22 protein-coding genes and 1 pseudogene are annotated in these 13,779 nt (G+C 64.2%); 3 read left to right on the top strand and 20 right to left on the bottom strand.

Annotation, left to right across the window (positions count from 1 at the left end):
* Positions 1 to 104 precede the first annotated feature (104 nt).
* Genes V9L20_RS23315 through V9L20_RS23300 form a run of 4 tightly spaced genes read right to left on the bottom strand, consistent with a single transcriptional unit; the run spans position 105 to position 2,623 of the window.
* Positions 105 to 374: an HPr family phosphocarrier protein gene (locus V9L20_RS23315; protein WP_258502687.1), complete on the bottom strand. Its 270-nt coding sequence runs from the start codon at positions 372 to 374 to the stop codon at positions 105 to 107.
* Entirely contained in the window at positions 343 to 798 is a 456-nt protein-coding gene (locus V9L20_RS23310; RefSeq protein WP_258502688.1) for a PTS sugar transporter subunit IIA, read from the bottom strand. The genes V9L20_RS23315 and V9L20_RS23310 overlap by 32 nt, the downstream gene beginning before the upstream one ends.
* Positions 795 to 2,063 carry an MFS transporter gene (locus V9L20_RS23305; protein WP_337298459.1) on the bottom strand — a complete coding sequence of 423 codons (1,269 nt, stop codon included), beginning with the start codon at positions 2,061 to 2,063 and terminating at the stop codon, positions 795 to 797. The genes V9L20_RS23310 and V9L20_RS23305 overlap by 4 nt, the downstream gene beginning before the upstream one ends.
* A gap of 14 nt (positions 2,064 to 2,077) precedes the next feature.
* A complete protein-coding gene (locus tag V9L20_RS23300) occupies positions 2,078 to 2,623 on the bottom strand; it encodes a hypothetical protein (protein ID WP_337298418.1) in 546 nt (181 codons plus the stop codon).
* Between the two features lie 90 nt (positions 2,624 to 2,713).
* On the opposite strand from V9L20_RS23300, the gene V9L20_RS23295 reads away from it, so the two are divergent.
* The gene (locus V9L20_RS23295; protein ID WP_281146695.1) at positions 2,714 to 3,211 is read left to right on the top strand and encodes a TlpA disulfide reductase family protein; all 498 of its coding nucleotides are present in this window, start codon (positions 2,714 to 2,716) and stop codon (positions 3,209 to 3,211) included.
* A gap of 3 nt (positions 3,212 to 3,214) precedes the next feature.
* Here the strand turns inward: V9L20_RS23295 and V9L20_RS23290 are convergent, their stop codons facing one another.
* Complete coding sequence (locus V9L20_RS23290) at positions 3,215 to 3,661, bottom strand: c-type cytochrome (protein WP_337298417.1); 447 nt, start codon at positions 3,659 to 3,661, stop codon at positions 3,215 to 3,217.
* A 156-nt stretch (positions 3,662 to 3,817) separates the two neighbouring features.
* Between V9L20_RS23290 and V9L20_RS23285 the strand changes: the two genes are divergently transcribed.
* Together V9L20_RS23285 and V9L20_RS23280 are read left to right on the top strand one after the other, a co-directional pair.
* The gene (locus V9L20_RS23285) at positions 3,818 to 4,531 is read left to right on the top strand and encodes a cytochrome b/b6 domain-containing protein (RefSeq protein ID WP_337298416.1); all 714 of its coding nucleotides are present in this window, start codon (positions 3,818 to 3,820) and stop codon (positions 4,529 to 4,531) included.
* Complete coding sequence (locus V9L20_RS23280; protein WP_337298415.1) at positions 4,528 to 5,115, top strand: GNAT family N-acetyltransferase; 588 nt, start codon at positions 4,528 to 4,530, stop codon at positions 5,113 to 5,115. The genes V9L20_RS23285 and V9L20_RS23280 overlap by 4 nt, the downstream gene beginning before the upstream one ends.
* 8 nt (positions 5,116 to 5,123) lie before the next feature.
* Here V9L20_RS23280 and V9L20_RS23275 read toward each other — a convergent pair whose 3' ends face one another.
* The 15 genes and pseudogenes from V9L20_RS23275 to tuf form a co-directional block, all read right to left on the bottom strand.
* Positions 5,124 to 5,630: a peroxiredoxin gene (locus V9L20_RS23275; protein WP_126749144.1), complete on the bottom strand. Its 507-nt coding sequence runs from the start codon at positions 5,628 to 5,630 to the stop codon at positions 5,124 to 5,126.
* Between the two features lie 95 nt (positions 5,631 to 5,725).
* Positions 5,726 to 5,995, bottom strand: a complete 270-nt coding sequence (gene rpsQ, locus V9L20_RS23270; protein WP_015867662.1) for a 30S ribosomal protein S17 — start codon at positions 5,993 to 5,995, stop codon at positions 5,726 to 5,728.
* 9 nt (positions 5,996 to 6,004) lie between these two features.
* Positions 6,005 to 6,214 (bottom strand): 50S ribosomal protein L29, encoded by a 210-nt coding sequence (gene rpmC / locus V9L20_RS23265; protein ID WP_026284221.1) that lies wholly within the window; start codon positions 6,212 to 6,214, stop codon positions 6,005 to 6,007.
* A 55-nt stretch (positions 6,215 to 6,269) separates the two neighbouring features.
* A complete protein-coding gene (rplP, locus tag V9L20_RS23260) occupies positions 6,270 to 6,686 on the bottom strand; it encodes a 50S ribosomal protein L16 (RefSeq protein WP_007838137.1) in 417 nt (138 codons plus the stop codon).
* Between the two features lie 28 nt (positions 6,687 to 6,714).
* Positions 6,715 to 7,641, bottom strand: a complete 927-nt coding sequence (gene rpsC, locus V9L20_RS23255; RefSeq protein ID WP_028259872.1) for a 30S ribosomal protein S3 — start codon at positions 7,639 to 7,641, stop codon at positions 6,715 to 6,717.
* Between the two features lie 17 nt (positions 7,642 to 7,658).
* Positions 7,659 to 7,991 (bottom strand): 50S ribosomal protein L22, encoded by a 333-nt coding sequence (gene rplV, locus V9L20_RS23250; RefSeq protein WP_007838134.1) that lies wholly within the window; start codon positions 7,989 to 7,991, stop codon positions 7,659 to 7,661.
* A 9-nt stretch (positions 7,992 to 8,000) separates the two neighbouring features.
* Positions 8,001 to 8,279 carry a 30S ribosomal protein S19 gene (rpsS, locus tag V9L20_RS23245; RefSeq protein ID WP_007838132.1) on the bottom strand — a complete coding sequence of 93 codons (279 nt, stop codon included), beginning with the start codon at positions 8,277 to 8,279 and terminating at the stop codon, positions 8,001 to 8,003.
* A 10-nt stretch (positions 8,280 to 8,289) separates the two neighbouring features.
* The gene (gene rplB / locus V9L20_RS23240; protein ID WP_015867666.1) at positions 8,290 to 9,114 is read right to left on the bottom strand and encodes a 50S ribosomal protein L2; all 825 of its coding nucleotides are present in this window, start codon (positions 9,112 to 9,114) and stop codon (positions 8,290 to 8,292) included.
* 2 nt (positions 9,115 to 9,116) lie between these two features.
* Positions 9,117 to 9,452, bottom strand: a complete 336-nt coding sequence (gene rplW / locus V9L20_RS23235) for a 50S ribosomal protein L23 (protein ID WP_007838129.1) — start codon at positions 9,450 to 9,452, stop codon at positions 9,117 to 9,119.
* Positions 9,449 to 10,069 carry a 50S ribosomal protein L4 gene (gene rplD / locus V9L20_RS23230; RefSeq protein WP_028259871.1) on the bottom strand — a complete coding sequence of 207 codons (621 nt, stop codon included), beginning with the start codon at positions 10,067 to 10,069 and terminating at the stop codon, positions 9,449 to 9,451. Before rplD ends, rplW begins: the two co-directional genes overlap by 4 nt.
* Positions 10,069 to 10,749: a 50S ribosomal protein L3 gene (gene rplC / locus V9L20_RS23225; protein ID WP_157616207.1), complete on the bottom strand. Its 681-nt coding sequence runs from the start codon at positions 10,747 to 10,749 to the stop codon at positions 10,069 to 10,071. The genes rplD and rplC overlap by 1 nt, the downstream gene beginning before the upstream one ends.
* Positions 10,750 to 10,992: 243 nt before the next feature.
* Positions 10,993 to 11,574 (bottom strand): hypothetical protein, encoded by a 582-nt coding sequence (locus V9L20_RS23220; RefSeq protein ID WP_337298414.1) that lies wholly within the window; start codon positions 11,572 to 11,574, stop codon positions 10,993 to 10,995.
* The gene (locus V9L20_RS23215) at positions 11,550 to 13,028 is read right to left on the bottom strand and encodes a carboxypeptidase-like regulatory domain-containing protein (protein ID WP_337298413.1); all 1,479 of its coding nucleotides are present in this window, start codon (positions 13,026 to 13,028) and stop codon (positions 11,550 to 11,552) included. Before V9L20_RS23215 ends, V9L20_RS23220 begins: the two co-directional genes overlap by 25 nt.
* Positions 13,029 to 13,290: 262 nt before the next feature.
* Complete coding sequence (gene rpsJ / locus V9L20_RS23210) at positions 13,291 to 13,605, bottom strand: 30S ribosomal protein S10 (protein WP_007838118.1); 315 nt, start codon at positions 13,603 to 13,605, stop codon at positions 13,291 to 13,293.
* Between the two features lie 21 nt (positions 13,606 to 13,626).
* Positions 13,627 to 13,779, bottom strand: a pseudogene (gene tuf, locus V9L20_RS23205) (elongation factor Tu); the annotation flags it as partial.

Genomic DNA, 13,779 nt, shown 5'->3' with positions numbered 1-13,779 from the left:
TGTGGAGCGTCGAGGCCACATCGGCCGCCGCCGGGCCGCCCCAAGGCGGCCGAGCCCCCTCGGGGGGCAGCGACGACACGCAGTGCGGAGCGTGGGGGCCACATTCACTCGCCTTCGCCGAACTTGTCGTTCATCAGCTGAACGATGGCGTCCATCGCCTCTTCTTCCTGCTGGCCGTTCGTTTCGAGCTCGACCGTGGAGCCCAGCCCGGCGGCGAGCATCATGACGCCCATGATGCTCTTGGCATTGATGCGGCGGTCGCCGCGCGAGAGCCACACCTCGCAGGGAAAGCTGCCTGCGAGTTTGGTGAGCTTGGCGGATGCGCGTGCATGCAAGCCCAGCTTATTGCTGATGGTCACGGATTTCTTGATCACTGTGCTTTCTCTTCGCCTGGTTCTGGGGTGCGGCCACGGCCACCTGCATGACGCCGGCGGTGCCGCCCGCGATGGCGCGCTGCACCAGCGTTTCGAGCGGCTCGTGGCGATAGGTTACCGCCCGCAGCAGCATCGGCAGGTTGACGCCCGCCACCAGCCGCGAGCGGACGCCGTCCACCAGCTTCTGGGCCACGTTGCAAGGGGTTGCGCCGAATACGTCGGCCAGCACCAGCACCTGCGAGCGAGGCGCGCTGAGCTGCTGTTCGAGCGTGATGCGGGCCGCGGCCAGCGTTTCTTCGGGCGACACGTTGGGCAGCACGTCGAGCGCAACCACTGCCTGCTCGCAATCGGGGAACACATGCAGCGCGCACCGCCGCAGCGCCTGCGCGAACGGTGAGTGGGCAATGATGAGAATGCTGTTCATGCGGGTCCGGGAACTACGCGCCGATTATGCGGGGGCGCCCAAAGGAAGTAGGTATACGACATAACGCAGCAGACCAGGAAAACGGCCAAGGCCGCGCGGAAGGAGCCGACGGTGTCGAGCCCGGCGCGGGCAAACAGGTCAATCAGCAAGCCGATGCCCCACTGCACGACGAATACACCTGCAAAAACCACCAGGTTGTAGGCCGACAGCGCACGCCCCGCGAGGGCGGGAGGCAAGGCAAGGGCCACGGCGGGCTGGGCCAGCGTGACCACCGTGGAAATGCACAGGAAGCAGATCCAGGCGACGGTGCCCGCGGCGGGGCCAGCTATCAAAACAAGAGCAAGTGCGAGCATCGCGAGCGGCATGCCCCAAGTCAAAAGCCGGGTCGCCGGAATGCCGCGATGCACGAGCCTTGGATTGGTCACGCCCCAGAGCCAGTAGGTGGCGAGTAGCGCGATGCTGATCCAGAACAGGGCGCCGGCCGCCTCTTGCGGCGTGTAGCCGGCCACGCGGGTGAGCCAGGGCACCACCCACAGCGTCTGCATGGCGACGAACCCGCCGTAGTTGAAGAAACCGACTGGCGCGAGCTTGCGGAAAAACGGGTCGTGCCACACGGCGGCGTATCCGCCTTGCGCCGATTCACTGCCTTTGGCCCCCTCTTCGCGGGCATCGGCGGCGCTCTCGCCCTGCCAGGCAGGCGCAGCCCAGGCAATCAGCGCCATCGACACCACGATGCCCGCCGCCAGCAGCCAGAACAGCGGCCGCCATCCCAGCAGCGGCATCAGCCATTGCACCGGAAGCGTGGCGCCGACGAGGCCGAAGGAGCCCACCATCAGCATCCACGAGTTGCTGCGCAGCTGCATCGGCGGGGTCAGCCAGCGGCGGTAGCCGGTGAGCGGCGCCATCAGGCAGGCGCTCACGCCGACACCGGTCAGCACGCGTGCGGCGAGCAGCAGCGGGAAATTGGTCGCCGCGGAAAACAGCAGGCAGCCGATGACCGCGACGGCCAGGAAGCAGACGATCACGCGCTTCGGGCCGTGCCGGTCGAGCCAGGTGCCCATGGGAAGCTGCGTGAAGGCAAAACCCAGGAAGTAGCCGCCGGCCAGCAGGCCGAGATCGCGCGCCTCGAGTTCGAACTCGGCAGTGAGCGTCGGCGAGAGCGTGGCGGTAATGGCACGCACCAGCGTCGAAAAGAAGTAGGCGACGGCAAAGGCCAGGAAAACGGTGGCAATCCGCCGCCGTCCGGCGAGCAGGCCGCCGTTCAGGGAGCTCGCGGCGTTCACGGAAGACGCAGGCCGTCGAAGAAGGTTGCGGCCGCGTCGGGCGCGGTGGGCCGCCCGAGCACCGTGGCCTGGTAGAGCGAAACACGGCCGTCTTTTTGCGATTGGGCAAACCAGAGAACCTGGACGGGTGCGGCGCCCTGCTGCGGGGGCTGGGCGTCGAGCCTTACCGGTGCGGGCGACGCGGTGGCGCGTTTCAGCGTTGCCGGCGCTTCCGTCACCTGCGCATTGCCCAACTGGCTCCGGGTGGCCGCGCGCCATGCAGTGAGCCAGGTCTCGGCCTGCTCGGGACTGCCGGCGGATGCATGGGCAATGGCAAAGGTTGCGCCGCCCGCTTCGCAGCCCGCCATATCGACCTGGACGGACTCGGCGCCAAGGGGCAAGGCGCGATGGGCGCGATCTGGCTTGCAGGGCAGCAGCGCGACCAGACCGGCGTCGGCAATCGGCGTCTCGCGCCAGTTGAAGGTCGGGCTGCAGGCGGCAAGCGCAACGGCGGCGGTGGCCGCGAACAGCGCAGGCCAGGAGCGGAGAACGGGCGACGGCATCGGAGAGCGATTATCGAGCCGCTTGAGGCAGGCTCCAGCGCGATCGGCCCGGCGGAACTAAAATCGCGCCGCCCTCCTCTTTCAGTAGCCATGAAAAAATACATCGCCGCCGCAGCAGTCGTCCTTGCAATGGCCGCCGGCGTGGGCGTGTACTTCGGCTCCGGCGCCACGGCGGCGCCGGCATCGACCTTCGTGCTGCTCGACGGCAGCAAGAAGAGCACCGACGACCTGAAGGGCAAGGTCACCCTGGTCAACTTCTGGGCCACCAGTTGCGTGACCTGCGTGGCTGAAATGCCGAAGGTCATCGCGACCTACGACAAGTACAAGTCAAAGGGTTATGACACGCTGGCCGTGGCCATGAGCTACGACCCGCCGAGCTACGTCGTCAATTTTGCCGAAACGCGCAAGCTGCCGTTCAAGGTGGCCATCGACAACACCGGCAGCGTGGCGCAGGCCTGGGGGGACGTGAAGCTCACGCCCACCACCTACCTGGTCAACAAGAAGGGCGAAATCGTGAAGCGCTACGTGGGCGAACCCGATTTCGCCGAGCTCCACAAGCTGATCGAGAAACTGCTCGCGGAGGCTTGAAGCTCACTGGTTGCGGAAGCTGTCGTGGCAGGCCTTGCAGCTGCCGGCGGTGGCACCGAACTGGGCCTTGAGCGCGTCGATATTGCCGGCCTTGGCGGCGGCCGCCAGTTTGCCGGTTTCGGCAACCATCTTGTCCTGGTGTTCCTTGAACTTGGCGGTTTCCTTCCAGACCTCGGGCTTGCTCTTGCCGCCCTCGGTGCCGGCGCCAAATGCGGCCCAAGGCAGCTTGGCTATTTCGGCCACGACGTCGGCATTGGCCGCTGCGGCCGCCGCGTCGAACGGAACACGCCCATTGGCCATGGCGCCGATGCGGCTGAAATGCTGGCCCATCACGAACAACGCGCTCTGGCGGTACTTGATGGCGTCCTCAGGCTTGGCGAACTGGGCCGAGGCCGGCAGGGAAATCGCGGCGCAGACAGCGGCCAGCGCAAACGAAGCAAGTCGAATCATCGGGGGTCCTTGTAGTTGGTTCGGCACCGCCGACAGCGGCGCCGCGCCGAGTGTAGGGGCGGCCTTGCGGCCTGCATAGCAACAACCCGATGCATGCGGCGGCCCAGACTTTGCTAATCTGCGCCTTCCGCAGTTTTTGCGCACTTTTCCTCTTCGATGACCGACTCCTCCGTGGCCGCCATGCGTGCCGCAGCGCCCGACACCCCTGTGCGGGCGCGCATCTGGGATCTGCCAACGCGTGTTTTTCACTGGGCGTTGAGCGTTGCAGTCATCGGCCTGATCGGCACCGGACTTGGCGGCGTCATGGAATGGCACTTCCGCCTGGGGTACGTGGTGCTTGCGCTGCTGCTGTTTCGCCTGCTGTGGGGCTTCGTGGGCGGACGCTGGTCGCGCTTTGCCTCGTTCTTCTACGGGCCGGGCTCCGTCGTCGCCTATCTGCGCGGGCGGGCTCATCCGGACCACGTGATCGGCCACACGCCGCTTGGCGCCCTGTCGGTATTTGCCGTTCTCGCGGTGCTGGCCCTTCAGGTTGCCACCGGGCTGGTGGCGGACGATGAAATTTCCGCGGCGGGCCCGCTCACGCGCTTTGTGTCAGGCGAGGTGGTGAGCCTTGCAACCGGCTGGCACAAGGCACAGGGAAAAACGATCGTGATCGCGCTGGTCAGCCTGCATGTACTGGCGGTGCTGTTCTATGTGCTGGTCAAGCGGCATCGACTGGTGCGGCCCATGGTTTCGGGCGACAAGCTGATCAGGCCGGCCGGCAGCCAGGTTGCGCCCAGCCGGGACGACGCCGCCTCCCGCGGACTCGCGCTGGTTCTGTTCGCGGTGTGCGCGGGCGTGGCGTATTGGGTTGCGTCGCTGCGCGTATGAGCTTTTCGGTTTCACGCCCTCTGCCGCTGGCCGACACGCCGGCCGTCGTGCTCCTCGCGCCCGACGAAGCCCATGAGCTCGATGCGGCACGCGCGATCTTTCGCGACTACGCGGCTTCGCTGGGCATCGACCTGTGCTTCCAGAATTTCGAAGAAGAAGTTGCCACGCTTCCGGGCGACTACGCGGAGCCGCGCGGTGCCCTGCTGCTGGCCCTGGTCGACGCGGCCCACATCAAGGAAGCGGCGGGACAACAGGCGCCCACCCTGATGCGTCCCAACGGAACGCTGGCGCACGTGGCCGGCTGCTGTGCCCTGCGCCCGCTCGACAATACCGACTACGCAAATGCCGCCGAAATGAAGCGCCTGTTCGTGCGGCCCGGCTTTCGCGGACTGGGTGTCGGCCGCCAATTGGCCGAAGCCATCCTGGATGCAGCACGCGGCGCGGGTTATGCCTGCGTGCTGCTCGACACGCTGGACGACATGGAATCGGCCCGCGCGCTCTATGAAGACCTGGGCTTCGAGGAAGTGCCGCCCTACTATCACAATCCGATTGCGGGCGCGCACTACCTCAAGGTCGATCTCTAGCTAACTACTCAGCCGCGGGCTTGCGCCAGCAGCGTCTCGGCGTTGCTGACCTCGAACTTGCCCGGTGCCTCGACGTTGAGCGCGGCGACCTTGCCATCCTTCACGAGCATCGAATAACGGTTGCTGCGCAGGCCCATGCCGCGGGCGGTCAGGTCGAGCGTGAGGCCGGTCGCCTTGGCGAAATCGGCGCTGCCGTCGGCCAGCATGCGCACCTTGGTGCCGGTCTTCTGGTCGCGCGCCCAGGCGCCCATCACGAACGCGTCGTTCACGCTCACGCACCAGATCTCATCCACGCCAGCGGCCTTGAAGTCGTCGAAGTGCTGCACATAGCCGGGCACGTGCTTGGCCGAGCAGGTGGGCGTGAAGGCGCCCGGCAGCGCGAACAGCGCAATGGTCTTGCCAGCCGTGGCCTTGCTCACGTCCACCGGGTTCGGGCCGATGCTGCAGCCTTCGCCCTCGACCTCGGAATATTCCTGCAGGGTTGCCGAAGGAAGGGTGTCGCCGACTTTGATCATCTAGATGCTCCTGAAAAAGAAAAACGGCCCACATTGTGGGCCGTTTCGGGTTGGGTTGCCTTTTGCGAGGCTTCCCGATGCAGATCAACCAGCGATCAGACCAGCACGGCCTTTTCGACCAGGCGGGTCACGACCCAGTTCTTGGTCTTCGAGATCGGACGGCTTTCCGTGATCTCGATGGTGTCGCCCAGCTTGTACTCGCCCTTTTCGTCATGGGCGTGGTACTTGCTCGTCTTGGCCACGATCTTGCCGTAGAGCTCGTGCTTCACACGGCGCTCGACCAGCACGGTCACGGTCTTGGCACGCTTGTCGCTGACCACCTTGCCGATCAAGGTGCGCTTGAGGGATTTTTTAGCTTCCGTCATGTTCACTCCTTACTTGGCGGCTTGGGTTTCTTGCTGCTTCTGAGCAAGAATGGTCTTGGCGCGCGCGATGTCGCGGCGCGTCACGCGCAGCGTCGAGGTGTTCGACAGCTGTTGCGTGGCTTTCTGCATGCGCAGACCGAAATGGGCCTTCTGCAGGTCCTTGATTTCAGCTTGCAGGCCTGCGACGTCCTTCGTGCGCAGCGTTGCAGCCTTGGTCACCTTGGCCGGAGCCGCGGTTTCTTTTTTCTTACGTGTTGCCATGGATGTTCTCCTCTCAGGCGCCGAGCTGGCGAGCGACGAACGTCGTACGCAGCGGAAGCTTGGCGGCGGCCAGGCGGAACGCTTCGCGGGCGAGTTCTTCGGGCACGCCGACGATCTCGAACACGATCTTGCCAGGCTGGATTTCAGCGACGTAGTACTCGGGGTTGCCCTTACCGTTACCCATCCGCACTTCGGCGGGCTTGGTAGAGATCGGCTTGTCCGGGAACACGCGGATCCAGATACGGCCACCGCGCTTCACGTGACGCGAAATCGCGCGACGAGCGGCTTCGATCTGGCGCGCCGTGAGGCGGCCGCGGTCGGTGCATTTGAGACCGAAGTCACCGAACGCAACCGAGTTACCCGTGGTTGCGATGCCGGTGTTGCGGCCCTTTTGTTCCTTGCGGAACTTTCTGCGTGCAGGTTGCAGCATTTTTAATACTCCGTAGTTCTAAGACCGATCACTCGGTCTTGGCACCGTCAGCTGCTGCAGCTGGCGCGGCTTTGCGGACGCGCTTAACGGCGGGTTTCGAGTCTGCACCCGGAGCAGCGGGAGCTGCACCAGTAGCTTCTGCGGGCTTGTCGCTGCCGTCGGCCGGAGCGGTGTTGCCACCGATCGGGCCACGGGCACCGGCGCGCGGGCCGGGACCACGACGATCCGAACCCGGACGGTCGCCACCAGGGCGGCCATCACGGCGGGGACCACGCGGGCGACGCTCTTCGTCGGGACGCGGCGTTTCGACGGCCGGCAGGTCGTTACGACCCAGCGTGTCGCCCTTGTAGACCCAGACTTTGACGCCGATGACGCCGTAGGTGGTCTTGGCTTCCGAGGTGCCGTAGTCGATGTCGGCGCGCAGCGTGTGGAGGGGCACGCGACCTTCGCGATACCACTCGGTACGAGCGATTTCGATACCGTTCAGGCGGCCAGCCGACATGATCTTGATGCCTTGAGCACCCAGACGCATGGCGTTTTGCATGGCGCGCTTCATGGCGCGGCGGAACATGATCCGCTTTTCGAGCTGCTGCGTGATGCTGTCGGCGATCAGCTGGGCATCGATTTCGGGCTTGCGCACTTCTTCGATGTTCACTGCCACCGGCACGCCGAGCTGCTTGCCCAGTTCGCGCTTGAGGTTCTCGATGTCTTCGCCCTTCTTGCCGATCACGACGCCCGGACGAGCCGAGTAGATCGTGATGCGTGCGTTCTTGGCGGGACGCTCGATCATGACGCGCGACACCGAAGCGTTCTTCAGCTTCTTCTTCAGGTATTCGCGGACCTTGATGTCTTCGGCCAGCATGCCCGCGAAATCGCGGTCGCTTGCGTACCAGCGGCTGGACCAGTTACGGGTAACCGCAAGGCGGAAGCCGGTCGGATGGATTTTCTGTCCCATATTTCTTCCAGGCGTTCTTAGTTGCCAACCGTCACGTACACATGGCACGTGGGCTTGCTGATGCGGTTACCGCGACCCTTGGCTCGCGCGGTGAAGCGCTTGAGCGTTGCGCCCTGTTCGACGTAGATGGTCTTGACCTTCAGTTCGTCGATATCGGCGCCATCGTTGTGCTCGGCGTTGGCAATTGCCGACTCGAGCACCTTCTTGATGATCACAGCGGCTTTTTTCTGCGTGAATTGCAGAACGTTGAGCGCTTGATCAACCTTCTTGCCGCGGATCAGGTCAGCGACCAGACGGCCCTTGTCGACCGAGAGGCGGACACCGCGGAGGACTGCACGTGTTTCAGACATGGTCGTTCCTTACTTCTTCTGGACTTTCTTGTCCGCGGGGTGCCCCTTGAACGTGCGCGTGAGCGCAAATTCGCCGAGCTTGTGGCCGACCATTTGATCGGTAATGTAGACAGGCACGTGCTGCTTGCCGTTGTGCACGGCAATGGTCAGGCCGATGAACTCGGGCAGAACCATCGAGCGGCGCGACCAGGTCTTGATCGGCTTCTTGTCCTTCGTCGTCACTGCCTTGTCGGCCTTGGCCACGAGGTGATGGTCAACAAACGGACCCTTTTTGAGAGAGCGAGTCATTTGCTATCCCTTACTTCTTGCGGCGCGACACGATGAAGACCTGCGTGCGCTTGTTGTTACGGGTACGGTAGCCCTTGGTCAGGTTGCCCCATGGGTCGACAGGATGGCGGCCTTCGCCGGTCTTGCCTTCGCCACCACCGTGCGGGTGGTCGACCGGGTTCATCACCACGCCGCGAACGGTCGGGCGAATACCCATGTGGCGCTTCACACCGGCCTTGCCGAGTTGGCGCAGGCTGTGCTCTTCGTTTGCGACTTCACCAATGGTGGCGCGGCATTCGATGTGGATGCGGCGCACCTCACCCGAACGCATGCGGACCTGGGCGTAGACGCCTTCGCGAGCCAGCAGCGTGGCCGACGTACCGGCCGAGCGCGCGATCTGCGCACCCTTGCCGGGTTGCAGTTCGATGCAGTGGATCGTCGAGCCGACCGGAATGTTGCGGATCGGCAGCGTGTTGCCTGCGCGGATCGGGGCTTCCGAACCGCTCAGCAGCGTTGCACCGGCTTCAAGACCGCGCGGGGCGATGATGTAGCGGCGCTCGCCGTCGGCGTAGCAGACCAGGGCAATGTGGGCGGTGCGGTTCGGGTCGTACTCGATGCGTTCGACCTTGGCCGGAATGCCGTCCTTGTTGCGCACGAAGTCGACAACGCGGTAGTGGTGCTTGGCACCGCCGCCACGATGACGGATCGTGATGTGGCCGTTGTTGTTGCGGCCGGCCTTCTGGAACTGGGGCTCCAGCAGAGGCGCGTGAGGAGCACCCTTGAACAGGTGGTCCCGCGAAATCTTCACCGCGCCGCGTTGGCCCGGCGAAGTGGGTTTCATCTTGATGACGGCCATGATTAAGCGCCTTCCCCGACGAGGTTGAGCTCTTGACCGGGCTTCAGGGTCACATAGGCCTTGCGAACGTTGTCGCGGCGGCCGATGGACTTGCCAAAGCGCTTGGTCTTGCCCTTGGTGTTGAGCACCGACACGCCCTGGACTTCGACCTTGAACATCAGTTCGACAGCGGCCTTGATCTCGGGCTTGGTGGCGTCTTGCAGCACCTTGAAAGTGACAGCGTTCGACTTCTCGCCGACCATCGTGGCCTTTTCGGACACGATCGGGGCGACCAGCACCGCCATCAGGCGGCCTTCTTCGAACGTACGTTCAGCGGCGGTAGGGTTCACGCGGCTCATGCGAACATCTCCTTGAGCTTGTCGACGGCACCCTTGGTGACCAGCACCTTCTTGTAGTGAACGAGCGACACCGGATCGGCGTAGCGGGGTTCGACCACGAGAACGTTCACCAGATTGCGCGAGGCAAGGTACAGGTTTTCGTCGACTTCTTCGGCGATCACGAGCACGGACTCGAGATTCATTGCCTTGAAACGGGCTGCCAGCGGCTTCGTCTTGGGCGAATCCACGGTCAGCGAATCCACCACGGCCAGACGGCCTTCGCGAGCGAGCTGCGAGAAGATGGCGGCCATGCCGGCGCGGTACATCTTCTTGTTGATCTTCTGCGAGAAGTTTTCGTCAGGCATGTTCGGGAAAATCCGGCCACCCCCGCGCCACAGCGGCGAGGACGTCATACCGGCACGGGCGCGGCCCGTTCCCTTTTGCTTGAAAGGCTTCTTGGTCGAGTGCTTGACCTGCTCGCGGTCCTTCTGGGCGCGCGTGCCTTGGCGGGCGTTGGCCTGGAATGCAACGACGATCTGGTGAACCAGGTCTTCGTTGTAGTCACGGCCGAACACGGTCTCGGGGGCGTCGTACTTCGACGCGGCCTGGCCTTGTTCGTTCAGGAGTTCGAGTTGCATTACTTCGCTCCTTCAGCCGCTTGCGGCTTGGCCTTGATGGCGGGACGCACGGTGACGAAGCCACCCTTTGCGCCCGGGATCGCGCCCTTGATGAGCAGCAGTTGACGCGCTTCGTCGATGCGGAACACATCGAGGTTCTGCGTCGTCTTGGTGACGTCGCCGAGGTGGCCCGTCATGCGCTTGCCGGGGAACACGCGACCGGGGTCTTGTGCCATGCCGATCGAGCCGGGAACGTTGTGCGAACGGCTGTTACCGTGCGACGCGCGTTGCGAGCTCATGTTGTGGCGCTTGATGGTACCGGCGTAGCCCTTACCGATCGAGGTGCCTTGCACGTCGACCTTCTGGCCCACGGAGAACACGCTGCTCGCGGCAATGACGCCACCAGCCTTGTGCTGACCCGCGGTATCGGCGGTCACGCGGAATTCGCGGATGATTTCACCAGCTTCGACACCCGCCTTGGCGAGGTGGCCGGCTTGGGGCTTGGTCACGCGCGAAGCCTTGCGCGAACCGAACGTCACTTGCAGCGCGACGTAGCCGTCGGTCTCTTGCGACTTGATCTGGGTCACACGGTTGTTGGACACATCCACCACCGTGACAGGAACTGCGTCCCCATCATCGGTGAAGAGACGCATCATCCCCACCTTGCGGCCCAGCAACCCGAGGGAGTTGCTCAGACTCATTTGTTTTCTCCAAAAATGGATCCTCTTCCGCCGCTGTCACTTCAATTGGCAACAGCGTTTAGCCGATCGCCCGAAGGCTTCCCGGCTTGCGGAAGAAGGTTGATAAATCTCCGCACTCACGGCATCCATACGGACGCAACAAGGGCAGAGCCAGCGATTATAGCCCGCGATGCGGGCGCTGTGCAAGCAGCGTTGCACGGCGGTCCAATGGGGCTTTTTGCCCCGGTTCAGGCCGCTTTTTGCTTATTTGACAGGCATCGTGATGATGCTGTCGCCGTCCGGCGTGGACTTCATTTCACCGGTGGACTTGAGAGCTGGCGCCACCGTGCCGGTCTGGACGGGGATCGAGACGGCGCTCGAGGCGCCGTCCTGGGTAATGAACACATTGAGGTAGGCCAGGCCCTCGGCCTCGCTCACCACGGCGACCGTGGCCGTGGCCCGCTTCCCCGTGGGCAACGCGAGCGTGCTGCTCCCCTGAAGAGTGAGACCGCGGTCGGCAACCAGGCGGACCGTGGCGCCCTCCGCCGCAGTCACGCCCTCGAATTGCAGAACCACAGTCGTGGCGCGGCCCAACTGCGGGGTCGACTCCAGACGGTATTGAAGCTTGACCCCGGAGCTGCCGGGCTTTTGCGGTGCCGTCGTCATGGGAGCGGTGCGCTGCGCCGCGGCCGGATGCTTGGGCTTGGCGCTGCGCGTTCCGGGCTCGCCATCTGCCGCAGCCGGCGCGGACAGCGCGGCCAGTGCGAGGCATGCAATGGCCGCCACCGAATTCGAGCGGATGTTCATGGCGGCCTTTCCTGCTACTGGACGGAGACGTTGAAGCATGTCTGCGCTCCGGAATTGTTGAGATCCGACACGGCAAGAACGTACTCGCCGGACGGCAGGCTGACCGTATTGCTTTCCCGGGCAATCAATCCGCCCCTGAAGATATCGAAATCGGGGCTGGCGCCGGGCGCCCCCCCGTCGATGACGATCTGGTAGCTGCGGCTGGCGGGAGCGGTGAAGCGAAGATAGGAAAAGCTGCCGTGCTTGTTGTCGCTGCCGGCCGTGTTGGAAACGCAAGCTTGCGTCGGACTGCCAACCACGAGGGGCCTGTACATGGGCAGCGTGATCGGGATTCCGCCATCGTTCGTCTCTGCACCTCCATACGGGTCGTTGTTGGCCGCGTTGATACCTTGCCCCGCGAGCAGCGTGGCCAGCGATGCGGCGCTCGCCGGTGCCGCCGCATTGAATGCGGCGGAGAACGGATGAATCGACGTGACCGCCGCGCCACCCCTGAACTGAGCGCTGGTCAGCGTGTCGTGGATGGGCTTGAAGCCGACCTGCTGGTTGAGATTCCAGAAAATCGACTGGATCGACGGCTCGCGGAACCAGCCCGGCGTCGTTGCAGCACCCGCGGCAAGGTCGATGTTGCTACTGAACTGCGCTGCCGACTGCTGGGGGCCGCCCGAGTCGACATAGTTCCGGCGCTCGAGCGCGATGCCCGACCAGGCATTGCCCCACCCCTCGGAAAAGGCAAGCCTGCGGTCGAGGCGTTGGCTCTGCGAGTGGGGGCCGCCCATCGAATCGTCGCGGCTGAAGGCCGATTGGTAGTAGTGGCCCCATTCATGCGCGATCACCGAGTTGTCGTATTCGTCGGTGTCCACGTCTTCCTTGCCGAGCACGTAAATTTCGCGCCCGCTGTTCCTGCTGACAAAGAAAGTGGTGCCGATCTGCCCCGCCGCAACGCTGCCGGGCGACGGCGCATTGTTGGCGCTCCAGAACACGCGCAATGCTGGAAAAGCCGCCGCAGGCGCGACCGACACCACCTTCTGCATCGAGGTGTAGACCGTGTCCAGGATGGCAAAAGGCGCCGCCACCCGGTCTTCGGTGTAGCTCGAACCGCCCCAGCCCGAGGGCGCATGAAGGTCGCGCACCAGCGCCACGCTGCCCGATGAAAATGTCGGGCTCTGCATGGAGTACAGCGCATTGGACCGGGTGTTGTCCCGTACCGTCACGTCCCAGCTCGGGCCCGGGCCGCTGCGTGACAACTGCGCCTTGACGCGCACCGCAACCGCCGTGTTCGCGGGAACAGACACGGAATAGTTACCGTTGTCGTCGGTGGTTGCCGTGGCCAGTTGCGCGGAAGTATCCCCATTGAGCACTTCCACCACGGCACCGCGCACGGGCCTTGGTGCGGAGCTGGCATAGACCAGGGTGCCGTTCGGGTTCGGCACGGATTCATAAGTGGCCTTGCCGCTCAGCGTGACCGAGCCCGCCGACGGGGGACTGATAGGCAAGAACGGAATCCCGCCGCCCCCTCCACCGCCTCCGCCACCACCGCAGCCGACCAGCAACGCTGCCGCTGCGATACATGCCATCACGCCCGACGCCAAAGAGTTGCCGTGTCTCATGCTCTGCTGCCTCGTTTCAGCCTGTCAGGCCCCGACTTACGAGGCCACCGTCCCGGTGAGGATGCCACATCCGAGCGACAAAAAACAAAGCCCGACTGCATTTCTGCAGCCGGGCTTTGTCACAAGATGCGGCACGGGGCCGCATTGCTTATTGCAGCTTGATTTCGACGTCCACGCCGGCCGGCAGGTCGAGCTTCATCAGCGCGTCCACGGTCTTGTCGGTGGGGTCGACGATGTCCATCAGGCGCTGGTGCGTGCGGATCTCGAGCTGGTCGCGCGACGTCTTGTTGACGTGCGGCGAACGCAGGATGTCGAAACGCTTCATGCGGGTCGGCAGGGGCACGGGACCCTTGACGATCGCGCCGGTGCGCTTGGCGGTATCGACGATTTCGGCTGCCGACTGGTCGATCAGCTTGTAATCGAATGCCTTCAGGCGGATGCGGATTTTTTGCTTGGTAGCCATGGTGATTCCTTTGCGTCCGGCTTAGATGTCGAGGATCTTTGCCACGACGCCCGAACCCACGGTGCGGCCGCCTTCACGGATGGCGAAGCGCAGGCCTTCTTCCATCGCGATCGGGTTGATCAGCTTCACGGTGATGCTGACGTTGTCGCCAGGCATGACCATTTCCTTGTCCTT

This window comes from Variovorax sp. CCNWLW225 (assembly GCF_037204045.1).
Lineage (GTDB): Bacteria > Pseudomonadota > Gammaproteobacteria > Burkholderiales > Burkholderiaceae_C > Variovorax.
This window is presented reverse-complemented; position numbering and strand designations above follow the sequence as displayed.